Origin of the sequence: Halorussus salinisoli (assembly GCA_005239435.1) — an archaeon.
Taxonomy (GTDB): Archaea; Halobacteriota; Halobacteria; order Halobacteriales; family Haladaptataceae; genus Halorussus; species Halorussus salinisoli.
The window spans coordinates 327,892-348,391 of sequence record SZNP01000001.1 but is presented as its reverse complement, the minus strand read 5'-3'; the positions used below and the strand labels follow the sequence as shown (position 1 = coordinate 348,391).

The 20,500-nt window shown below is 65.9% G+C and carries 21 protein-coding genes; 12 read left to right on the top strand and 9 right to left on the bottom strand.

From position 1 onward, the window contains the following. Window positions 1–56: 56 nt before the first annotated feature. Complete coding sequence (locus E2484_RS06285; protein WP_137284374.1) at window positions 57–1,622, top strand: class I adenylate-forming enzyme family protein; 1,566 nt, start codon at window positions 57–59, stop codon at window positions 1,620–1,622. 67 nt (window positions 1,623–1,689) lie between these two features. Here E2484_RS06285 and E2484_RS06280 read toward each other — a convergent pair whose 3' ends face one another. Further along, a complete protein-coding gene (locus E2484_RS06280) occupies window positions 1,690–2,733 on the bottom strand; it encodes a DHH family phosphoesterase (RefSeq protein ID WP_137284373.1) in 1,044 nt (347 codons plus the stop codon). Between the two features lie 225 nt (window positions 2,734–2,958). On the opposite strand from E2484_RS06280, the gene E2484_RS06275 reads away from it, so the two are divergent. The 6 genes from E2484_RS06275 (at window position 2,959) to E2484_RS06250 (ending at window position 9,321) form a co-directional block, all read left to right on the top strand. Further along, window positions 2,959–3,675 (top strand): type 1 glutamine amidotransferase, encoded by a 717-nt coding sequence (locus E2484_RS06275; RefSeq protein WP_137284372.1) that lies wholly within the window; start codon window positions 2,959–2,961, stop codon window positions 3,673–3,675. A gap of 398 nt (window positions 3,676–4,073) precedes the next feature. Then, window positions 4,074–4,490 (top strand): DUF7344 domain-containing protein, encoded by a 417-nt coding sequence (locus E2484_RS06270; RefSeq protein WP_137284371.1) that lies wholly within the window; start codon window positions 4,074–4,076, stop codon window positions 4,488–4,490. 93 nt (window positions 4,491–4,583) lie between these two features. After that, on the top strand, window positions 4,584–5,747 hold the full coding sequence (locus E2484_RS06265; protein WP_137284370.1) for an acyl-CoA dehydrogenase family protein: 1,164 nt from the start codon (window positions 4,584–4,586) through the stop codon (window positions 5,745–5,747). Between the two features lie 451 nt (window positions 5,748–6,198). Beyond that, on the top strand, window positions 6,199–7,446 hold the full coding sequence (locus E2484_RS06260; RefSeq protein WP_321111967.1) for a multicopper oxidase domain-containing protein: 1,248 nt from the start codon (window positions 6,199–6,201) through the stop codon (window positions 7,444–7,446). Further along, on the top strand, window positions 7,447–8,733 hold the full coding sequence (locus tag E2484_RS06255) for a ZIP family metal transporter (protein ID WP_137284368.1): 1,287 nt from the start codon (window positions 7,447–7,449) through the stop codon (window positions 8,731–8,733). Between the two features lie 75 nt (window positions 8,734–8,808). Continuing rightward, window positions 8,809–9,321, top strand: coding sequence for a DUF367 family protein (locus E2484_RS06250; protein ID WP_137285315.1), 513 nt, complete (start codon window positions 8,809–8,811; stop codon window positions 9,319–9,321). Here E2484_RS06250 and E2484_RS06245 read toward each other — a convergent pair whose 3' ends face one another. Together E2484_RS06245 and E2484_RS06240 are read right to left on the bottom strand one after the other, a co-directional pair. Then, window positions 9,322–10,644, bottom strand: a complete 1,323-nt coding sequence (locus E2484_RS06245; RefSeq protein ID WP_137284367.1) for a right-handed parallel beta-helix repeat-containing protein — start codon at window positions 10,642–10,644, stop codon at window positions 9,322–9,324. 28 nt (window positions 10,645–10,672) lie between these two features. Next, window positions 10,673–11,239 carry a hypothetical protein gene (locus E2484_RS06240; protein WP_137284366.1) on the bottom strand — a complete coding sequence of 189 codons (567 nt, stop codon included), beginning with the start codon at window positions 11,237–11,239 and terminating at the stop codon, window positions 10,673–10,675. Window positions 11,240–11,607: 368 nt separating this feature from the next. Between E2484_RS06240 and E2484_RS06235 the strand changes: the two genes are divergently transcribed. Then, the gene (locus tag E2484_RS06235; protein ID WP_137284365.1) at window positions 11,608–11,757 is read left to right on the top strand and encodes a 50S ribosomal protein L40e; all 150 of its coding nucleotides are present in this window, start codon (window positions 11,608–11,610) and stop codon (window positions 11,755–11,757) included. A gap of 169 nt (window positions 11,758–11,926) precedes the next feature. Here E2484_RS06235 and E2484_RS06230 read toward each other — a convergent pair whose 3' ends face one another. Continuing rightward, complete coding sequence (locus E2484_RS06230) at window positions 11,927–12,232, bottom strand: MazG nucleotide pyrophosphohydrolase domain-containing protein (RefSeq protein ID WP_137284364.1); 306 nt, start codon at window positions 12,230–12,232, stop codon at window positions 11,927–11,929. 64 nt (window positions 12,233–12,296) lie between these two features. After that, the gene (locus E2484_RS06225; RefSeq protein WP_137284363.1) at window positions 12,297–12,908 is read right to left on the bottom strand and encodes an MBL fold metallo-hydrolase; all 612 of its coding nucleotides are present in this window, start codon (window positions 12,906–12,908) and stop codon (window positions 12,297–12,299) included. Window positions 12,909–12,991: 83 nt separating this feature from the next. Here E2484_RS06225 and E2484_RS06220 point away from each other — a divergent pair, with 83 nt between their 5' ends. The 4 genes from E2484_RS06220 to E2484_RS06205 all read left to right on the top strand — a co-directional run bounded on the left by E2484_RS06220 (window position 12,992) and on the right by E2484_RS06205 (window position 14,726). Further along, entirely contained in the window at window positions 12,992–13,183 is a 192-nt protein-coding gene (locus E2484_RS06220) for a DUF5786 family protein (RefSeq protein ID WP_137284362.1), read from the top strand. A 3-nt stretch (window positions 13,184–13,186) separates the two neighbouring features. Beyond that, window positions 13,187–13,747 carry an endonuclease dU gene (locus E2484_RS06215; protein WP_137284361.1) on the top strand — a complete coding sequence of 187 codons (561 nt, stop codon included), beginning with the start codon at window positions 13,187–13,189 and terminating at the stop codon, window positions 13,745–13,747. Window positions 13,748–13,801: 54 nt separating this feature from the next. Continuing rightward, window positions 13,802–14,392, top strand: coding sequence for a uracil-DNA glycosylase (locus E2484_RS06210; RefSeq protein ID WP_137284360.1), 591 nt, complete (start codon window positions 13,802–13,804; stop codon window positions 14,390–14,392). A 94-nt stretch (window positions 14,393–14,486) separates the two neighbouring features. Next, window positions 14,487–14,726, top strand: a complete 240-nt coding sequence (locus E2484_RS06205; RefSeq protein ID WP_137284359.1) for a hypothetical protein — start codon at window positions 14,487–14,489, stop codon at window positions 14,724–14,726. On the opposite strand, the gene E2484_RS06200 is transcribed toward E2484_RS06205, so the two are convergent. From E2484_RS06200 to E2484_RS06185, 4 genes are all read right to left on the bottom strand, one after another. Further along, complete coding sequence (locus tag E2484_RS06200; protein ID WP_137284358.1) at window positions 14,723–16,882, bottom strand: outer membrane protein assembly factor BamB family protein; 2,160 nt, start codon at window positions 16,880–16,882, stop codon at window positions 14,723–14,725. The genes E2484_RS06205 and E2484_RS06200 overlap by 4 nt on opposite strands. A 464-nt stretch (window positions 16,883–17,346) precedes the next feature. Then, window positions 17,347–18,345: a phosphonate ABC transporter, permease protein PhnE gene (gene phnE, locus E2484_RS06195; RefSeq protein ID WP_137284357.1), complete on the bottom strand. Its 999-nt coding sequence runs from the start codon at window positions 18,343–18,345 to the stop codon at window positions 17,347–17,349. Next, window positions 18,338–19,120, bottom strand: a complete 783-nt coding sequence (gene phnC, locus E2484_RS06190; RefSeq protein WP_137284356.1) for a phosphonate ABC transporter ATP-binding protein — start codon at window positions 19,118–19,120, stop codon at window positions 18,338–18,340. Before phnC ends, phnE begins: the two co-directional genes overlap by 8 nt. 48 nt (window positions 19,121–19,168) lie before the next feature. Next, on the bottom strand, window positions 19,169–20,137 hold the full coding sequence (locus tag E2484_RS06185) for a PhnD/SsuA/transferrin family substrate-binding protein (RefSeq protein ID WP_321111964.1): 969 nt from the start codon (window positions 20,135–20,137) through the stop codon (window positions 19,169–19,171). Between the last annotated feature and the right edge of the window lie 363 nt (window positions 20,138–20,500).

Here is a 20,500-nt window from a genome sequence, read left to right as displayed (position 1 = left end):
GCTACCGGCCCGAGTCCGCAACAACGCCTACGTTCGGGGATGTCGAACCTCACTTCATGACGCTCTCGCTCGAACGCCGGGCCGCACTCTGGGGGAACCGAACCGCGATAGTGGACGCGAGCGCCGACCGGCGGGTCGGTTACGCCGACCTCGAATCCGAGGCCGACGCGATGGCGCGCAGGCTCTCGGCGCTCGGCGTCGGACCGGGCGACCCGGTGGCGGTCGTCTCGCGCAACCGAGTCGAGACGCTGGCGCTCCTGTTCGCGGTCCGGCGACTCGGCGCGATTTTCGCTCCGGTCTCGCATCGACTCACGCCCGCGACCGTCGAGCGACCGCTGGAGACCATCGACCCCGCGGTGGTCCTCCACGAGGCGGCACAGCGCGACCTCGTTCGGGAACTGCCGAGCGACCTGACTCACACCTTCGAGGAGTTCGGCCGCGGGGACGGCGAGGACTACGAGCGCGCCGACCGCGACCCCGAGGACTCGCTGGTCTACCTCCACACGAAAGCCGAGGCCGACCGGCCCGCCGTCGGAGAGGATGAGGGCGCGAACCGGCCCGGCGAGTCGCTGAACGAGGACCCGACGACGGCCCCGCGCGTGGTGGACCTCTCGGCGCGGGCGGTCGAGTGGAACTGCGTCACCGCGGTCGCGGCGTGGGGTCTCGGCCGGGACGACTGCGCGCCCGCCGTCCTGCCGTTCTCGGACACCGACGGCCTCCACCGACTCACTCTGCCGCTCCTCTACGTCGGCGGGCGGGTCGTCCTGCTCCGGGCGTTCGCCCCCGAGGACGCCCTCGGGGTCGTCGACGAGGAGAGTCCGACCGCGCTGTTCGCAGGTCCGACCGAGTACCGCGAACTCGTCGAGAGCGAGGCGTTCGAGGCGACCGACTTCGGGAGCGTCGAGTGGGTCGGCACGCGGTCTCCGCTCCCCGCGGACGCACGCGAGGAACTGGCCCGGCGCGCTCCCGTGGTCCGGACCTACGGCCGGGTCGAGACCGGACCGAACAACCTCGTCGCGTTCCCCGGCCGGTCGAGCGATTCGGCCGACTTCGACCCCGCTTCCGACTCTGACTCCACTTTCGACTCCGACCCCGACTGCGTGGGTCGGCCCTTCCCCGACTGCGACGTTCGACTCGCCGACGAGGGCGGGACTCCGGTCTCCGACGGCGAGGTCGGCGAACTCCAGTTCCGCGGGCCGGTGACGGCGCGGGGGTATCTGGCGACCGACGGAGACGGCGGCGAGACGTTCCCGGAGTGGGTGCCGACGGGCGATCTCGCCTCCCGCGAAGACGGCGACTACTACCTCCTCGGACGCGCCGGGGAGACCCTCGACTCCGCGTCGGCCCGCGTCCACCCCCGGGAGGTCGAGCGCACGCTGGAGACCCGAGAGGGCGTGACTGCCGCCGGGGTGGTTCCCGCCGAAGAGGGCGTGTTGGCGGCGTTCGTCGGAGACGCCGAACCGGGCGAGCTCCGCCGGACCCTCGGCGAAGAACTCCCCGAAGACGTGGCGGTTCGGGAGCTAAATCGGGTGGAGTCGCTTCCCCGTCGTTCCACGGGCGAACTCGACCGGGCGGCGCTTCGGCGCGACCTCTCGGGCGAGGAGCGATTCGACGAGGAGTGAGGGTCGGCGAGAAGTGAGGGTCGGCGGTTCGACTCGCCGGTTTTCCTCGCCGGGGTGTCGTCCGAGATTACGCCGCGTCGGTTCCGGATTCGGACGCCTCGTCGCCGAGTTTGAGTCCGGTGACGAGGCGGTTCGTGACCACTCGCGCCACGATGTCGACGAACTCGGGTCCGGTCTCGGACCTGGCCAAGTCGGCGAAGACGCCGAGCGGAATCTGGCCACCGGCCATCTCTCGGTGGCCGCCAGCGCTCCCCACGTCCTCGAAGATGTCGTCGAGGACGTTGCCGATGTGGACCCGGGAGTCGGTCGAGCGCGCACTGATTTCTATCTCGTCGTCCACGATACCGAAGACGATGGCCGTCTCGACGCCCTCCAGCGTGGCGAGGTAGTCGGCCGCTTGGGGGAGCGAGTCGCGTTCGCTCGTCCGGCCGACGTGAGAGATGAGTACCGACCCGCGGACGGTTCTGTTGTCCACCGCGTCCGCGATGGCGTCCACGGTCGCGCCGCTGACCGCCGGAGTCGAAAGCCGTCGGAGCATGTCCAGGTCGGCGTGGTCGTGGAGGGTCTGGGCGGCCCCGTACTCGTCGCGGGTCACGCCGCGGAGGAACCCGAGCGTCTCGCGCCGGATGGCGAACAGCAGTCCCGTCGCCAGTATCTCGTCGGGTTCGACGCCGAGGTCCCGGACGTACTCGGTGAGGATGGTCGCCGTCGCGCCGACGCCCTCGCGGTGGTCCACGAATCGGGCCTCGATTCCCTCGGCGGTGTGGTGATCGATAACGACGTCTATCGGCACGTCCTCGGGGACCTCGTTGTTCACGCCCGGTATCGAGTGGTCCACGAACGCGACGAGGGAGTCCTCCGCCCGGTCGCGGACCGTCTCGGCGTCGAACTGCTTGAGGTCCAGTTCGAGCAGGTTGACGAACGCTCGACTCTGCTGGTGGGAGATGTCTCCGCTGTAGAGGATGCGACGCTCGTCGATGCCCGCGTGGGTGGCGATTCGACCGAGCGCGAGCGCGCTCGCCAGACAGTCCGGGTCGGGGTTGTTGTGACAGACGATGGTGAGTTCCTCGCTCTCGGTGAGGAGGTTGTAAAGCGTCTCGGCTTCGGTCATCGTCCCTATCTTGTCGGTACAGCGCCAAGAGGTTGTGCATGGTTCTGGCGCCGGGGTTCGGACACGTCGAGCTCCGCGTCACCGTCGTCGCGGTGCGCTCGGTGCCGCCGACGATCAGGATGCGCTCGTCCTCAGATGTCGTCCGAAATCACCGTCGGTCACGGATACCGGCAGAACTCCCCATAGCAGAACCTCTTTTGACCCGGGAGTGTTTTGTGTCCGATAATGAGTCGACTGCGAATCGCGTTCGTCAACGCCGCCCACGACGGCACCGACACCCGGCGGAACTTCCGGCGGGAGTTGGACGCCGACCTCGTGGAGTTCGACGCGACGGGCGGCGAACTGCCCGAGACCCTCGACTTCGACGGAGTCGTGGTCTCCGGGTCTCGGTCGTCCGTCTACTGGGACGAAGAGTGGATTGCGCCCACGAAAGCCTGGGTCGGAGACGCCATCGACGCGGGACTGCCCTGCCTCGGCGTCTGTTGGGGCCACCAACTGCTGGCCGACGTGTTGGGCGGCGAGGTCAGCGACATGGGCGAGTACGAAATCGGCTACCGTGAAGTCGAACACACGGGCGATTCGCTGCTGTTCGACGGCATCGACCAGCGGTTCACCGTCTTCACGACCCACTCCGACGCGGTGGCCGAACTCCCGCCGGGTGCCGAGGAGATCGCGGCCAACGACTACTCGAACCACGCCTTCAGGAAGGACCGAGTGTTCGGGGTCCAGTTCCACCCCGAGTACGACGCCGAGACCGCCGAGTCGGTCACGAAGGGCAAGGACTTGCCGGACGACCGCATGGCGGAGGTGCTGGCGGGCATCAACGACGAGAACTACCGGGCGGCCTGCGAGGCCAAACTGGTCTTCGAGAACTTCTGCGAGTACGTCCGCGAGGTGCGCGACGCGGACGCTTCGGGCGGAAACGAGGCCGTCTCAGCGTAGTAGAATCGTTTCGGCGTAGAGTAGAATCGTTTCGGAAATGTTCTTACGTTCCTCGCCCATTTCTACAAACTCCAGAGAAATACATATGTTTCTTTAGTTTTCGTATTTGTTCGTCTGGTAGGACTAGCTGCTGGTCGGGGCGACGAGGAGGTACTGGCGAATTCGAACGCGACTACCGCGAGCGCTCCGACGACCACCGATAGCACTTCCGTGGTCTCTCACGTAGCGCCTCGCACGTGTCCGTCGATAGCCGGAACCGAAAGCCCTACCTACCGTCTCGCTTGGACATCTCACGGAGGTACGTCTACGCACTCCGACGGTTTGGTAGCATTCACTATTTAAAGACCATTACTAGTGAACCACCAAAGCCACCCCCGTTCGGTGACTATCATAGGGAAATGAAAGACGACACAGCCCACAGTAACGGACGTTCGGCGTCACCGGCTCCGTCCCCGCGGGAACCCGACTTCGACGTTCCCCCGCTGTCGCAGGACAACGTCTTCGACGCGCTGTCCTCGAAGCGCAGTCGGTACGTCCTCGTCGCCCTGCGGGAAGCAGAAGGTCCTCTCGACCTCCGCGAGCTGGTGGACACCGTCGCGTCGTGGGAGACCAACAAGCCCATCGACCTCGTGTCCGAGGAGCACTGCAGCCGCGTGTTCACCTCGCTTCGCCACTCCCAGTTGCCGAAACTGTCGATGATGGGCCTCGTCGATTACGACGAGGATGATTCGCTGGTCGAGCGCGGCCCCTACGCCGAACAGGCCGACGCGTATCTCGACATCGCGGCCAGTAGAGACGAGAACGTCGACGTGTGACGGCCGGCCGGCGTCTACCCGGACGCTGGACGACTCGGAAACACTTGCGAGCGAGTAGGAGTGTTTTTCACGGTTCCGCCCACAACTCCCGTCATGCTCGATTACGTCTCACTGGAGGACGACCTCGGCGAGGAGGAGCGGATGATTCGCGACACCGCCCGCCGGTTCGTCGAGGAGCAGGTCAAGCCCGACATCGCCGACCACTTCGAGGAGGGCACCTTCCCGACCGAACTCGTCCCCGAGATGGGCGAACTCGGCTTCTACGCGCCGAACCTGGAGGGGTACGGGCTGCCGAACGTGAGCGAGAAGGCCTACGGACTCCTGATGCAGGAGTTGGAGGCGGGCGACTCCGGCATTCGCTCGATGGCGAGCGTGCAGGGCGCGCTCGTGATGTACCCCATCTACGCCTACGGTTCCGAGGAGCAGAAGGAACGCTGGCTTCCGGGTCTCGGCACGGGCGAACTCGTGGGCTGTTTCGGCCTGACGGAACCCGAGCACGGCTCGAACCCCTCGGGGATGGAGACGTACGCCGAGAAGGACGCGGGCGAGTACGTCCTCAACGGCTCGAAGACGTGGATTACCAACTCCCCCATTTCCGACGTGGCGGTCGTCTGGGCGCGGGACCGCTCGGCGGAGGACGACCCGGTCCGGGGCTTCCTGGTGGAGACCGACACCGATGGCGTGACGACCAACAAGATAGATGAGAAGCTCTCGATGCGAGCCTCGGTCACGGGCGAAATCGGACTGAACGACGTGTACGTCCCGGAGGACGCGGTCCTCCCCGGCGTCGAGGGGATGAAAGGCCCGCTCTCGTGTCTCACGCAGGCCCGGTACGGCATCGCGTGGGGAGCGGTGGGCGCGGCCCGCGACAGCTTCGAGACGGCCCGCGAGTATGCCACCGAGCGCGACCAGTTCGGCGGTCCCATCGGTCGGTTCCAGATTCAACAGCAGAAGCTCGCCGAGATGGCGACCCAGATCACGACGAGCCAACTGCTGGCGCACCGACTCGCCGACCTGAAGGAGCGCGGCGACCTGCGACCTCAGCACGTCTCGATGGCCAAGCGCAACAACGTCCGGATGGCCCGCGACCAGTCGCGGGTCGCCCGCGAGATGCTCGGTGGGAACGGTATCACGACCGACTACCCGCCGATGCGCCACATGGCCAACATGGAGACCGTCTACACCTACGAGGGCACCCACGACATTCACACCCTGATTCTGGGCGAGGACCTCACTGGTATCGCGGCCTACGAGTGACGCGAAGCGGCACGAGTAACACCGCGATACCAGTGAGCAACCGGTATTCCCGCCGCTGAGTGACGCGATAGGGTCCGAATACAGCGGGAATTCCCGTGAGTCGACCGGGGTCCGCTTTCGAGGGACTCACGAACCACGCGCGGACCGTCGTCGGTCCGGGGACGTCGGTGTCGACGACGAACCGGCCTCCGGTCTTGGTCCGGACACGTCTCTGTTTTCGAGCGAGCGCTTCCGTCGTGCGGGACGGGGAGATGACGCTCCGTTTCGGCCCGGCAACTTACTGTCGGTCGGCGCGGTCTTAATTAGAGACGTCTAAAAAATAGATGTGGTAGCAAGATTTATTCTGTTTGGCACCGCAAAGACTAGCGATAGCCATGTCGACGAAACGCATGGTGGGCAGTGTGAGCGAAGGACGTCGCGGACTCGACAGGGGTGACCGCAGGTGCCCTCGATGAACTACGACGAGGCCGGGTCGCTGACCGAGGTGCTCGAAACGCGACTGAGAGAGTCGATAACGGGCGTAGACGCGCCCGTCTCGCGTCGGACGGTCCTCGGCGGTCTCGGCGTCGCGGGGGCCGGGGCGCTGGCCGGCGTCGGTACTGCCGACGAAGAACATCAGGACGACGATCGCGAACACGGCAACTTCGGTGCCGTCGACGAGTATCGCGACACGGACTTCGACCCGCACGAGTTCCTGCGGACGTTCAACACGGGGCGGAGCGGACAGGACGCCGTCCCACAGCGAGTCTCCGAGGAGGACGGCCGGACCGTCCGCGAGTTCGAGTTCACCGCCGTCGACACGAGGATATCCATCGCGCCGGGCGTCGAGTTCTCGGCGTGGGGCTACAACGGGCAGGTGCCGGGACCGACGATTCGGGCGGTCGAGGGCGACCTGATACGGATCGAGTTTCGGAATCTCGGCCGCCACGCCCACACCATCCATCCCCACCTCAAGAACCTGAACCCGCGGATGGACGGAACTCCCCAGAACGGACCGGGCGTGCTCGACACGGGCGAGTCGTTCACGTACGAGTGGATCGCCCAACCCGCCGGCGTCCACTTCTATCACTGCCACTCGCTTCCGCTGAAGGAACACCTCCATCGGGGCCTCTACGGCACTATCGTCGTGGACCCCGACCCCGAGCGCGTCCGGAAGAACCCCCGCGAGTACACCGACTATCGGGGACCGATTACCGACGAGTTCCGCACGCGACTCGTGGAGGAGGCAAAGAGTCGGAACCACGAATACTCCGAGAACGACGCGGTCGACGAGATGGTCGTCGTGATGAACTCGTTCGACACCAACTTCGACGGCGACAACGAGGTGTACGCGGCGAACACCCGCGCCTTCGCCTACGGCGTCGGCCAGACCGACGGCGAGGGCAACTGGCAACCGGGCGAGACCAAGCGTCCCATCCAAATAGACAAGAACGAACGCCAGCGGGTCTATCTCGTCAACACGACCGAGTTCGACCCCGTCAACTCGTTGCACACCCACTCGCAGTTCTTCGACTACTACGACCACGGGACGGCCCTGACGCCGACGCACGATACTATCGATACCGTCATGCAGTGTCAGGCTCAGCGCGGCATCGTCGAACTCGACTACTCCGACCACCAACCGGGGCTGTACATGTTCCACGCCCACCAGTCGGAGTTCGCCGAACTCGGCTGGATGAGTTTCTTCGAGGTGGTCTGAATGAGGGACGACTCTCTCCGCTCCGAGACGACGACCGGCGACTCGAACCGACCGGAGGCAACGACCGACGGCGGCGTCGCGACCGACCGGGAGCGGCCCCGGCCCTTCGGGCTTCCGCGGTGGGTGAGCGCGCTCCTGCCGCTCGCACTTCTCGCGCTCGTTCTCGGCCTGTTCGTGTTCACGTCACCGTTGGCGGGGGTCCAGAGCGGCCAACCGCTCCCGGACGTCGCGGTCACGCACACGACGCTCCCGAACGACGAGACGATGGTGCTCCACGTGACGAACAACGGTCCCGAGTCCGTGACTATCTCGCAGGTGCTCGTGGGCGAGGCCTACTGGAACTTCCGCGTCGAGGGGGCGGGCGGCGACCGGACGCTCGCCCCGATGGAGACCGCCCGCGTCGTCGTCCCCTACCACTGGAACCCCGGTTGGGACCTCGAAGCGGCACTCGTTCTCTCCGACGGCGCGACGTTCCATCACACGATCGTCGCACCGAGTCAGACGCCCGGATTCAGCCTCGACCTGCTCTGGACGCTGGCGATTATCGGCCTGTTCGTCGGCGTCGTCCCCGTCGCGCTCGGGATGGCGTGGTTCCCCTACATCCAATCGATGAGCGACCGCTGGCTCCACGCAGTCCTCGTGTTCGCCGCCGGGATTCTGGCGTTCCTCGCGGTGGACGCCGGGTTCGAGGCACTCGAACTCGCCGAGGAGGTCCCCAGCGCGTTCGAGGGGACCGCACTCGTGGTCCTCGGGGCCGCTGGCACGTTCCTGCTCGTCCAGTCGATGAGCGCGTGGCGGGAGAGGCGGTCCGACGCGGGTGTCGCGTGGGCCAACCGCGGTCTGTGGGTCGCCTACCTCGTCGCGCTCGGAATCGGCCTCCACAACCTCGCTGAGGGACTCGCCATCGGGAGTTCGTTCGCGCTCGGCCGCGTCTCGCTCGGGACGTTCCTGGTCGTCGGATTCATGCTCCACAACGTGACCGAGGGTCCAGCGGTCGTCGCGCCGGTCGCCAGTGGCGAGCGACCGGGATGGTACCACTTCGTGGCGCTCGGCCTGCTGGCCGGTGCGCCGGTCATCCTCGGCGGGTGGATCGGTAGCCTCGCGTACTCGCCGACGGTCGGCGCGCTCTTCCTCGCGGTCGGCGTGGGTGCCATCGCGCAGGTCGACTGGGAAATCGTCCGGATGGTCCGGAGCGCGGGCGGTCGCGTGGCGAGCGCGACCAATCTCCTCGCGTTCCTCGGCGGTCTCGGAATCATGTACGTGACCGACTTGCTGGTCGCGCTCTGACCGTTTCCGCGACCCACGACAGCCACCGTGAACGAGTCACTTTTCACCGCCTGCCACCAACCTCCCGCCAGAGAAGTGAATCTCCACGTCCGCTACGAGGGCGACGACGACCCCGACAAGTGTACGGCCCGGAAACTGGCGCGGTTCGACCTCGCCGAACTCCACCGGAGCGCCGGAGCGACCCCCTACGGCATCGTGCTGAACCCCCACGCCGAGCAGGCGCTCTCCCCGGCCGACCGCGCCGAGACCGACACGCTGGTCGCGCTCGACTGCTCGTGGGAGACCGCCGGACAGGCCCTCTTCGAGATGCCGGGCGTCCACCGCGCACTCCCGTTCCTCGTGGCGGCCAACCCCGTCAACTACGGCAAGCCCTTCCGTCTGAATACGGTCGAGGCGTTTGCCGCCGCGCTCGTGATTCTGGGCGACCGCGAGCAGGCCGAGCAGATACTCTCGAAATTTACGTGGGGCGAGACCTTCCTCGAACTCAATGCCGAACCCCTCCGGCGATACGCCGACTGCGAGGACTCGACCGAAGTGGTCGAAATCCAGCAGGAGTACCTCGACGCCGGAGAAGAGCAGGCGAACTGATTACTCCGCGTCAGTCTCGTTTTCGGCCTCCGCGAGTCCCTCACCCACGAGCGCGACGACCGTCCCGTTTCGGCTCAGATTGCCGAACGTCGCCGACGCGCGGTTTCGCTCGGCGTCCGCGACCGACTCGACTCGCCGCCAGCCCTCGCCGCCGTCGAATCGCCAGAGCGAGAGGGTGTCCTCGGTCGTGCTCGCGCGCTCGACCGCGGCGTCGTCGTAGCCGACCGACAGCGACAGTCGCGCGTCGGCCGCGGTCGGAACGGCGAGAATCGGACCCGCGACGACCTGTCGCTCGGTCGGAAGCGGTGGCGCGTCGGTCGCCGAGTCGAGCGCCACGTCGCGATTCTCGAAGGAGAGGCACGTCTCGCCGAGTCTGACGCGCTCGCCCGCGGCGGTCGAACCGCCGGTCGCGTACATCGACCACCCCGGCGAGTCGGCCACCGAGACGCCGACGAGGGCGACGCCGGTGGAGTCGTTCAGGTAGACACCCACGGCGTCGCCCTCGCCGGACGACGATCTCGGTGCTAACGTGAGGTTTCGCAGGAGGTTGTCGTCGGCGCGCGACAGCGCCACGCCAGCGAAGCCGTTCCCGGCAATCGTCGAGTCCGCGACCGTCGCGTTCGCCGACCTGAAGAGACCGACGCCGTAGGCTCGGTTTCGGCCGGCAACGACGCGTTCGACCGTCGCGCCGTCCGAGTTCCGAACCGAGACGCCCGCGACGTTCTCCTCGACGGTCAGGCCCGCAAGGCGAGCGCCGGGAGCATTGCGGACGAAGACGCCGGTGTTGCTCCCTCGGACCGTCCCGCCGCGGATTTCGACGCCGGGCGCGCGCTCCGCGAAGAATCCGTCGCCGAGGTTGTTCACGGCCGAGACGTTCCGGAACGTGGAGTCGGCCGCTCCGATGACGGCGACGCCAGCGCCCCATCCCGTCGTCGTGAGGCCCCTGACAGTGACGTTCGAGGTGCGCTCGCGCCCGCCGACCAGCACGCCGACGACGCCAGGTTGTCCGCCGTCGCCTGCCGCGACGGTGTGGCTGTTACCCCGGAGCGTCACGTCGTCGGCCCGGATTGCGATGCAGGCCCCGAGACCGGTCCGGGGGCGACTCGGAGACCCGTTCGTCACGTCGCCCGCGAGGACGTACACGCCGGGTTCCGTGACGGTGGTGCAACCGGAAATCTCGGTCGCGTCTCGGTCCGTCTGGTCGGGTCGGTCGGCGTGCGCTGGACCGGGGTCTGCCGAGATGCCCGCGGCGGTACCCGCGGGGCCGACGACCCCGAGGACGGCCACCAGCGCGACGAGCGCGGCGGCGGTTCCGTCTGGCATGGCGCAGAAGTCACCGGACGGGAAGTTATCATTTGTCGCCGGGAAGCGACGAGTCGGAGGTGCAGGACGAGTCGGTGGTCGGGAGCGAGTCGGAACCGGCGAGCGCGAACCCGGGCGTGTTCGGGCACGCGTCGGGGATGAATCCCGACGCGACGACCGACCCGCCGACGAGGACGTTGACCTCGAAGAACACGATTTCCGCGTCGAACGGTTCCTCGACCGTTCCCTCGACCGGGCCGACCAGACCTCGGTCGTAGTCGCCGGTCTCGGCGACGAAGTAGTGGACGACCAGCGAGTACTCCGTGTCCTCCGGGACCGACACCCGAACGATGTCGCAGGCGAACTCGATCTCGACGCCCGACTTCCGAGTCACGTTGACGGGCCCGGACTGCCTCGTGGTCTCGTCGGCCGGGTCTTCCGCCCGGTCGAGTGTCGTGACCGTCGAGGAATCGTCGAGTATCGTTCCGGCAGTTACGTCGGTAGTGGCGGTAAGTGCGTCGGTAGCGGTGGTCGTCTCAGCGGGAGCGGCGACGACTACGCTCACTGCGAGGAGGACGAGTGCGAGTTCGGCCGCGCCGTGTGAGACGTCGGCCATGGCCGAACCACGCCGGAGACGGTGGTATAGCTTTTCGATGGTTTCCGAGAGGTCACGCAGTCTATACGAAGAAACCCACCGGCTGCGGGCGTCTCTGTCGCGTCGTCGTTCGAAGGTGAGGTTTTCGCGGATGAGGCTTTCACTGGTGAGGTTTTCACGCGGTCGAGGAGGGAAGTCGTCAGGACGTACGGAACTGCGTAGTCGTGTCTAACGAGTGCAATTATTTCTCAAAGCATCGATAATACGGCCACAGCGACGGGAGGTCGTGCTCTCGCGGAACGCCGTCGTTCCGCGACGGCGACGGGTCGGCCGACCGTCGCCCGCGCTACTCTGCAAGACTTAAATGCGATGACGGCCAACGCGTCGGTATGGCTAGCTTCGAGAAAGCGGAAGCGCGAATCCTCGACAAGACGATTTGCATGCGGTGTAACGCTCGCAACCCCAACGGCGCCGACAACTGCCGAAAGTGCGGCTACGGCAACCTCCGACCGAAGAGCAAGGAACCGCGCAACGCCTGAGGTCGCTCGGGCCGCCGTCGGTCTCACTACCGGGTAGTCGTCGGAGTTAGTTACTTCTCTCCTCGCTCGAATCCAGAGACCGAACTGCTGACGAGCGCGTCTTCTCGGAGTGTCCCGGAGAACGCGGCGGTGAACTACAGGAAAGACGAAGTGGAAGGAGGTAGCGTCGCTACCTGCCCGAACTCGGGTCGCCGGTCTCCTCGATTCGCTTCTCGTACTTCGCCAGCGCCTCGTCCAGCGCCTCGTCGGCGTCTACGTCCAGCGATTCGGCGACCGCGAGCAGGGAGAACAGCGCGTCGCCGAGTTCGTCGGTCTTCACGTCCAACTCCTCGGGCGCAGCCCCGTAGTCGGTGGAGTTAGCGGCGTCTTTGGCGATTTCGCCGACCTCCGACGCGAGGTCCAGAATCTGATAGGCCGGTTCGCCTTCCACGTCGTGTTCCGCGAAGAACGCCGCGACTTTCCGTTGGGCTTTCATCTGTCTGGATTCGGAACGGGATGCCGAAGGATAAAACGATTGTCGATTCCTCGTCGGCCGACGCCTACTCGTCGGGATACTTCGGTTCCCGACGTTCGGCCCGCTCCAGGGAACGCTCCACGACCTCGCGCACGTTCCCGTGGAACTCGTCGCCGTGCCCGGCGTACATGTGTTCGACGTTCTCCGGCAGTCGCTCCAGAATCGTCCGAATGCTCTCGATTTCTCGCTCGCGGGACTGCCCGGCCATGTCGGTCCGGCCGAAACTCCCGTCGTCGAACGCGCCGTCGTTGTACACGACCACGTCGCCGCTGAAGATGGTCGACTCGGAGACGAACGCGAGGTGGTCGTCGGCGTGGCCCGGCGAGTAGACCGCCTCGAACTCCTCGTCGCCGATTCGGAGCGTGTCGCCGTCTTCGAGTTTCCTGGTCCGTCGGGGGTGGTCGTCGTAACAGAGGAGTTCCGAGTCGTAGGTGTCGAGCACGGCGTCGAGCTCGGCCACGTGGTCGCCGTGCTGGTGGGTCAACGCCACCGCGTCTACGTCTTCTACGTGTTCGGCGATGGCGTCCACGACGCCGGGCATGCTCCCGGCGTCTACCAGAACGGTCCGGTCACCCTCGACGAGATAGGCGTTACAGGTGAACGTCTCCGCCTCCGCGGTGACGTCGTGTACTTGCATGCCGGGCTGTTCGGCCGCACCCCTCAAAACGCTGACGGGCAGCAAGAGACTTTAGTGGTCGAAGCGCTTACATTCGAACAGTCATGGGATTTGGGAGCTACGACGAATCCGAACAAGAAAACCAGGAGTACGACGCCGACCTCGACGACGACAACGGCGTCGACACCGAAGAAAACTCCCACGAAGGCAGTGTCGATTTCGAGATCGGAGCCTCGAACGACGAACTCATCGACCGTCTCCAGGACATCAAAGACGACGGACAGAACGAGACCTGACCCGTGAAGTCCGGCGTCCGTGCGTTGGGTATCGCCGAATCCTATCGGGAACGTCGTAGCACGCTGGCGGGTGCCGTCACCCGGGCGAGTCGCGTCACCGACGGCTTCGCCTACGAGACCTGCACCGTCGGCGGAACGGACGCCACCGAAGCTATCATCGACCTGTTTTCCGGCCTGGGCCGCGAAGACGTGAGATACGTCTTCGTCGCGGGCATCGCGCTGGCGTGGTACAACGTCGTGGACCTGCACCGAGTGGCGGACGCGACGCGGCGGCCCGTGATTTCGGTCACGTTCGAGGAGAGTCCCGGCCTGGTCGAGGCCCTCGAAGCCGAGTTCGAAGGCGAGGAACTGGCGGCCCGGAAAGAGATTTTCGAGCGCCAACCTCCCAGAGAGCGACTCTCGGTCAACGACCAGACCGTCTTCGTCCGGTCGGTCGGAGTGGATGCGAGCGAGGCCCGGGACGCGGTCCGGGCCTTCACGCCGGAGGGCGGTCGGCCCGAGCCGTTGCGGGTGGCGAGGTTGTCGGCACGGGCAGGCGACGAACTCCGGCGGAGCGGCGAGTAGCGACCGCGAGCGAAGGCCACCGATTCTTAATACCACCAACCCGTGGCCCAACGTATGGGAGAAATGGACGGTCTCGAAGTCACCGAATGCACGCGCTGTCCCGCACTCGTAGACAGCAGGAGCCAGATCGTCAACGGCACCGGTCCCGCCGACGCCGACCTGATGTTCGTCGGCGAGGGACCGGGCGAGCAGGAAGACCAGCAGGGCGAACCCTTCGTCGGTCGGAGCGGAACGATTCTGGACGACAAGTTGCGAGACAGGGGACTGGCCCGCGGGGACGTGCGCATCTCCAACTGCGTGCGGTGTCGCCCGACCGAGAACCGCGACCCGACCGTCGAGGAGTTGGAGAACTGCTGGCCCTACCTCGAATCCGAAATCGAGCAGGTCGACCCCGAAGTCGTCGTCACCCTCGGCAAGGTCCCGAGCGAACACCTGCTGGACCGCGACGTGGCGGTCACGACCGAAGCCGCGAGCGTCGAGCAGGTCGACCTCGGCGGCGAGGTCCGCGACCTGCTCATCTGCGTCCACCCCGCGGCGACCCTCTACGACAACAGTCAGGAAGAGGCCCTCGACGCCGCGCTCGACAAGGCCGCCGCGATGGCGGGCGACGACTCCGGCGGGCAATCGCAACTCGGCGACTTCTGAGCGGCCTCGGTTCGTCTCACGCCTCGGCATTTCTGTTTTCAACCTGACAGTAACGAGAACATAACAATGGAACGGGCGTCGGAAGAACGGGTTCATGGCCCTGCCGATTCCCACGCTCGTCCCGGAGTCCGAATCGCTCGCCGTCGCCGCCGCGGCCATCCTCGTGCCACTGGTGTTGGCGTCGCTGATATATCTCGATGCGCGCAGGCGACGCAGTTCCCCGCGCTCGCACGGCGCGTCGCTCGCACCGCTCGCGTGGGGCGCGACCACCTTCTTCTCGGGCGTCGGATGCCTCGTCGTCGCGGCCTGCTACGTGGCCGTCAGGGGTCGCTAGCGGTCCAACGCGGCCCACCGGAACTCGTCGTCGAACGCGAGCGCCGAGTCGTAGCGGTCGCCCGGGTCGGCCGCGAGCGCTCGCGTCAGCACGTCGTCCAGTTCCTCGGAGAGTACGCGGTTCCGGGAACTCGCCGGAGTCGGGTCCGGACTCGGAACCGCGCCAGCGAGCAAGTGGTACGCCAACGCACCGACGCGGTAGACGTCGTCGCTGACGCCGAAAACACCGGAATCTCCGGAATCACCAGAACCGCCGGAATCGCGCTCCGGGGGAGCGTACGGGTCGTCCGCGTCCCGGACCCCCGCAAGCGCGTCGGCGAGGAACCACCCGCCGACCAGCACGCTATCGGCCGTGATTCGGGCGCGTGGGGTCTCACTCGGGACGCCGACGAAGACGTGTCGGGGTACGAGTCGGCCGTGAGCGACGCCCTCGCGGTGGGCGGCGTGGACCGTCCGGGCGACGCCGGAGGCGACTTCGACGCGCTCGCGGTCGCCAATCGGCCAGGAGTCGGCCAGCGACCCGCCAGCGACGTAGGGCGTCTCGAACCACGGGGTCGAGTCGGTGTCGGGGCCTCCGTCCGGGCCGACGTCGTAGTCCCGAATCGGCAGGACGGCGTCGGAGTCGAGGTCGGCCCACCGTTCGACCGCCTCGGCGAACGCTCGCCGGGTCTCGGCGTCTGCGCCGTCGAGCAGGCGCGTCTCGGCGACCAGTTTCGGTCCGTCCGGGGTCCGGACGCGCTTGCGGTACGTCTCGGTGACGGGGCCACGGCCGAGTCGGTCGAGGCGGCCGAGTTCGACGTCGGGGTCGCTCTCGCGGATTCCGCGCTTCGCTTGGCGGTAGCCGACCCCGAGCAGGCCCGCGCCGAGCAGTCCGAACAGTCCGAGACCCGGCGGCGAGGTGGCGAACTGCTCGGCCGTGGCGGCCGGTGCGGTGGCGAGCGCCGAGGGACGGTCCACGGCGTACAGCGTCCCTCCCCGGGTGCCGACGAGCGCGAGGTCCCCCGCGGCGTCGGCCCAGAGTCCTCGGTCGTTCTCGAAGTCGAGGGTCCAGCGTCGGCGTCCCGACCCGGCGTCGATGGCGGCGGCCCCGGTTTCGCCGACGACATAGACCAGTCCGTCGACGACGTTCCCCCAGTAACCGAGTTGGCTCCTGTCGTCGGTGCGCCACCGTTCGCGGCCGGAGTCGGCGTCGAGCGCGACGAACTCCTCGTCGGTGGGGAAGTAGACGCTCCCGCCGTGGAGTTCGGGACTGTTACCTCTGACGGTGTCGGTCTGGAACGTCCATCGCTTCTCGCCGGTTCGGAGGTCGATTGCGGCCAGCGACTGGCCCCACACGTAGGCGGTGTCGTCGCCGACGGTGCCCATCGTGGGGAACGGGCGGGTGTCGTCGTGGGACGTGCGCCAGCGTCGCGTTCCGTCGGCGACTCGGAGTCCGTAGACGGCCTGCTCGGACCACCCGACCAGCAGACCGTTTCGAACTCCGGCGGCCCACGCTCGCTCGCCGGGTTGCGTCTCGGCGTTCCACTGCTCGCGCCCGGTCTCGCGGTCCAGCGCGTAGAAACCGCGGTGGCCGCCGAGGTAGACCCGCTCGCCGTCGAGCGTCGGGCCTCTGAGTCGGCCGTCGCTCCCCACCTCGGTCGTCCAGCGTTCGTCGCCGTTCGTAGCGTCGACGGCGGTCACTCGCGCATCGTCCACGGCGAAGACGGTCCGGTCGCCGATTGCGAGAGACCGAAAGTCGATGCTCTCCCCCCGGAGTCGCCAGCGTTCGCTCCCGTCGGTCGCGTCGAGCGCGAGCAGTCGGTCGCCGTCGGGGACGTACGCCGTCCCGTCTACCGCCCGCGGGAACGTCGAGTGACCGTCCAACTCCCGACGCCAGCGCGTCTCGCCTGTCTCCGCGTCGAAGGCGTAGACCTCGTACAGCATCTCCTCGTCGGGTTCCGTCCGGACGAGGGTGACGACGACTCCTCGCGTCCGGACCGCGGGGTACACCGTCGCTTCTTCTCTGGTATCGAACGTCCACCGAATCCCGTGGTCGGTGTCGATACCCGGAACGCCGACCGCGGACTGGCCGGTTGCGCCGACTGTGGACTGATCGGTTGTGCCGAGTCCGCTCGCGCCGAGGAGGAACGCTCGCCGACTCGTCTCTGGGGGGACCATATCGGCACGGGACGCTCAGCGCTCTTCAGCGTTTGGGTCGGTGGGAACTGTAATTTACCACGGGACGCGCACTGCTCGCGCCTGTCGGCGCTCGCAGTGCGGGGAGGTACGGGGGCGCGGTGCTGTGCGGAAGCGGTGCCGTGCAGTGGCGGTGCTGTGCGGAAGCGGTGTTCATTGGCCCGAGCAGTAGCTAGCCGATTCGTTGCCGTTGCGGTGCAGTCGCGGTTCGCAGCGCACTCGCGGTGCAGTTGTAGTGCGGCGCGGTCGTGGCGTGGTCACGACGTAGTCGCGGTGCTGTACGGGCACGACTTGCTCACGAAGTAGCGAGGGTCGTGCTGTCGTCGCCGAGTCACGTCCCTATACCACACCATAAGACATCAATATAACTGTTAGACCTAACGATGTATTTCCAAGATATTTATACTCATTGCCGGAAATGACGCGAGCCGAAAGAGGTCGACTGATTAGGGCTTGTTCGACCCAGTGCCGAGCCACTTACTGCCGTCCGCGAGGTCCTTGATGGCGTCGACGATGGACTTACTCTCGTGTTCGTCCGGGCGGAGTCGCGCGCGGATGCGCGAGGAGAGCAGTTCCACCGAGATGACGATGACGAACACCATGATGATGCCCGCTGCGGCCTTCTGGTACTTGAACAGGTCCTGTCGCAGGCGGATGTACCGCCCGACGCCACCCGCGCCGACGACGCCGAGGCTGATGGCGATGCGGGTGTTGATTTCGAGGATGTAGAGCGTCCACGCGACGTAGGACGTCGAGACCTGACTCAACATTCCGAAGCCGATGACCTGCGGGCGCGAAGCCCCCGTCGATTGGATGGCCTCGATGGGACCGTCCTCGATCTCCTCCAACTCGTCGGTGAACAGGCGACCGAGGTTCCCGATGGTGTCGGTGGCGATGGCTAGCACCGCGCTGACCTCGTTGATGCCCGCCAGCGGCACGTAGATGAGAATCCAGACCAGCGCCGGGATGGCGCGGATACCGCTCATGATGCCCCGGAAGATGAAGTTGAACGGGAACGGCGTGACCTGCTCGGAGCCGAGGACGCCGAAGAACAGCGCGAGCGGGAAGCCGATGACCGTCCCGGTGAACCCGAGGATGATCGTCACCATGCTGAGGCGCACGAGCGACGAGCTATCGGTCGTCAGACTTTCGACGATTGGCTGGCCGAAGTTCCGGAAGCTAGCCGGAATCGCCTTCAGGCCCGTAATCTCGTTCTGCGATGTGTAGACGGTGAAGTCCACGAAGTTCGGCGGCACGAAGCCCTTGACGAACTCGATTTCCTGCGGGACCTGCGCCCAGAGTTCCTTCGGGTCGAAGCCGATGAAGTTCAGCCCGAAGTACGTAACCACGAGAACGACGGCCAGAATGCCGACGCCGAACAACTGCCGGATTCGCCGCCGACGCTCCAGCGTCCGTAGCGTCTCGTCGATGCGGGAACTACTCATCGTCCTCACCTCGGTCGGGTGCCGTGGTGGCGAGATCCTCCGCTTGCTCTTTGCCGTCTTCGCCGTAGTATATCTGGTCGACTACGTCCATCGTGAGGTCCTCGCGGTCGCCGTCGAAGATGAGTTCGCCGTCCCGAACGCCGAGGAACCGGTCGCCGAACTCGCGGGCGATGTTGACCTGATGGAGGCTGGCGATGGTCGTCAGGTTGCGCTCCTTGGCGGCCTCCTTCATGTAGCGCATCACGTCCTTGGCGGCCTTCGGGTCGAGACTCGACACCGGTTCGTCGGCCAGCAACAGGTCGGGTTGCTGGACGAGCGCTCGGGCGATGCCGACGCGCTGTTTCTGGCCGCCACTCATCGACCCCGCACGCTGTCCGGCCTCGTCGAGGAGACCGACCGTGTCGAGCGCGTCCAACGCCGCGCGCTTGTCCTCTTCGGGGTACATGGTGAGTGCGCTCTGGGCGAAGTTCGACCGAGAGAGTGCGCCGGTGAGCGCGTTCCGGAACGCGCTCATGCTCTCGATGAGGTAGTGCATCTGGAAGACCATCCCGACCTCGCTCCGCTCGTCGTGGACTGGCTCTTGGTCGATGATGACCTCTCCCTCTGTCGGTTGGGTCAACCCGTTGAGGACGCGGAGCATGGTCGATTTTCCCGCTCCAGACGGGCCGAGGAGAACCACAAACTCACCTTCGGGAATCTCGAAGCTAACGTCCCGCAAGGCGACCGTATCTCCCCCGTATATTTTGGTAACGTTATCGAGTGAGACTGCTGGCATCAGTTAAAAACGAATGTTACTGTTTATTTATCTGCTTATTTTAGGGCGTTACTTGAAGTAGTCTGCGCCGAGACCCAGCTCGTTGGCCGCGTCGATAACCGGCTGGTACTCCTCGACACTGATTTCGCGGACGCCGTTGAACCAGAGGTCGTCGTCGGTACCCTCTTCGCCGTCTTTGCCGTGGTAGATCTTCTGAGGCGCACTCGTGAAGGCATCGACGATGGCCGACTTCTCGGCGTCCGACAGCTCGGGACTGACCACGATGGGCGCGCGGGGCAGGCCGTCGTGCTCCTTGATGATGGTGGCGTTGTCCTCGAAGTCGTCCTGAAGACCGGGGACGAACCCGCCGACACCAGCGAAATCAGCCTGGCCGTTCTTGAGCGTCTCGTAGGCCGCGGTGTGGCTGGAGAAGTTGGGGTTGAACGAGGCCTCGCTTCCGCCGGACTCGGGCAGGTTGCCGATTTCGATTCCGGCCTGCTTCAGGTCGTACAGCGGGAACAGGCAGCCACTCGCCGAGAGTCGGTCGGCGAACGCGACGGTAACGTCGTCGTTGTTCTCGATGTACGTCTTCATCTCGTCGAGGTTCGACACGTCCACGTCGTTGGACGCGATGACGAGGCTCTTGTACTCCCACGTACCGTAACCCTTCCGCTGAAGCACGATTTCGGCCTTCTCTGCCTTGACGCCCAACGCGGCCGAGAACGGGCCGGTTTCGGCGACGTCGGACGTACCAGCACCCAGCGCCTGAATGACGGCGCTGTAGTTGTTCGCCAACTGGAGTTTTGCGGGGACGTCGAACTCACTGTTGAGGTACTCCTGGATCGGCTGATACTGGGCTTCGAGCTTCTCCTGTGCGACGGCGGGCGAAGTGTTGAAGTTCAGTTCACCGTTCTGGAAGTTCAGCTGTTCTTCCGTCGTCGTCTCGGCCTCTTCGGTGGTCGCGTCACCATCGCCCGTCCCGGAGGACGTGTCCGAGGCGGTCGTGGTGGTCTCGTCGTCCGAACCGTCACCACCCATACAGCCTGCGAGTCCAACCGTCCCGATTACACCAGTAGTCTTGAGGAATTTTCGTCGGTTTGCCATGACCGAATCGTATTACCCCTCAGACACACGCCGGTTAAGTCTTCCTATTTTTCCTATGAACCGTACGTTCGTTCGGCCCGTACAAACCCGAAGTCCCCTCGTAACGTGCAAATCGTTCCCGAGGAAAGACGCTCGTCGGAAGACACAGAACACGGCTGGTCGAGATCAGTTCAGAATCGGAAGACACGGGTCGAATCTCGTCTGCTGTACTGACAAACGGAGAGAACGAAGTGTCGAAGACCGTCGCGTAGGGGATTCCGTCACCTCTGGCGAACGGAACGTGGAACGGCCGGCCGC

What these genes read in the sequence shown, in the direction of transcription:
- E2484_RS06265 (WP_137284370.1), top strand. Translation starts at nt 4,584, where the DNA reads ATGCTCGATTACGTCTCACTGGAGGACGACCTCGGCGAGGAGGAGCGG.
- E2484_RS06220 (WP_137284362.1), top strand. Translation starts at nt 12,992, where the DNA reads ATGGGATTTGGGAGCTACGACGAATCCGAACAAGAAAACCAGGAGTAC.
- E2484_RS06210 (WP_137284360.1), top strand. Translation starts at nt 13,802, where the DNA reads ATGGGAGAAATGGACGGTCTCGAAGTCACCGAATGCACGCGCTGTCCC.
- E2484_RS06285 (WP_137284374.1), top strand. Translation starts at nt 57, where the DNA reads ATGACGCTCTCGCTCGAACGCCGGGCCGCACTCTGGGGGAACCGAACC.
- phnC (WP_137284356.1), bottom strand. Translation starts at nt 19,120, where the DNA reads ATGCCAGCAGTCTCACTCGATAACGTTACCAAAATATACGGGGGAGAT.
- E2484_RS06255 (WP_137284368.1), top strand. Translation starts at nt 7,447, where the DNA reads ATGAGGGACGACTCTCTCCGCTCCGAGACGACGACCGGCGACTCGAAC.
- E2484_RS06235 (WP_137284365.1), top strand. Translation starts at nt 11,608, where the DNA reads ATGGCTAGCTTCGAGAAAGCGGAAGCGCGAATCCTCGACAAGACGATT.
- E2484_RS06200 (WP_137284358.1), bottom strand. Translation starts at nt 16,882, where the DNA reads ATGGTCCCCCCAGAGACGAGTCGGCGAGCGTTCCTCCTCGGCGCGAGC.
- E2484_RS06270 (WP_137284371.1), top strand. Translation starts at nt 4,074, where the DNA reads ATGAAAGACGACACAGCCCACAGTAACGGACGTTCGGCGTCACCGGCT.
- E2484_RS06245 (WP_137284367.1), bottom strand. Translation starts at nt 10,644, where the DNA reads ATGCCAGACGGAACCGCCGCCGCGCTCGTCGCGCTGGTGGCCGTCCTC.
- E2484_RS06280 (WP_137284373.1), bottom strand. Translation starts at nt 2,733, where the DNA reads ATGACCGAAGCCGAGACGCTTTACAACCTCCTCACCGAGAGCGAGGAA.
- E2484_RS06185 (WP_321111964.1), bottom strand. Translation starts at nt 20,137, where the DNA reads ATGGGTGGTGACGGTTCGGACGACGAGACCACCACGACCGCCTCGGAC.
- E2484_RS06230 (WP_137284364.1), bottom strand. Translation starts at nt 12,232, where the DNA reads ATGAAAGCCCAACGGAAAGTCGCGGCGTTCTTCGCGGAACACGACGTG.
- E2484_RS06205 (WP_137284359.1), top strand. Translation starts at nt 14,487, where the DNA reads ATGGCCCTGCCGATTCCCACGCTCGTCCCGGAGTCCGAATCGCTCGCC.
- E2484_RS06225 (WP_137284363.1), bottom strand. Translation starts at nt 12,908, where the DNA reads ATGCAAGTACACGACGTCACCGCGGAGGCGGAGACGTTCACCTGTAAC.
- E2484_RS06260 (WP_321111967.1), top strand. Translation starts at nt 6,199, where the DNA reads ATGAACTACGACGAGGCCGGGTCGCTGACCGAGGTGCTCGAAACGCGA.
- E2484_RS06275 (WP_137284372.1), top strand. Translation starts at nt 2,959, where the DNA reads ATGAGTCGACTGCGAATCGCGTTCGTCAACGCCGCCCACGACGGCACC.
- phnE (WP_137284357.1), bottom strand. Translation starts at nt 18,345, where the DNA reads ATGAGTAGTTCCCGCATCGACGAGACGCTACGGACGCTGGAGCGTCGG.
- E2484_RS06240 (WP_137284366.1), bottom strand. Translation starts at nt 11,239, where the DNA reads ATGGCCGACGTCTCACACGGCGCGGCCGAACTCGCACTCGTCCTCCTC.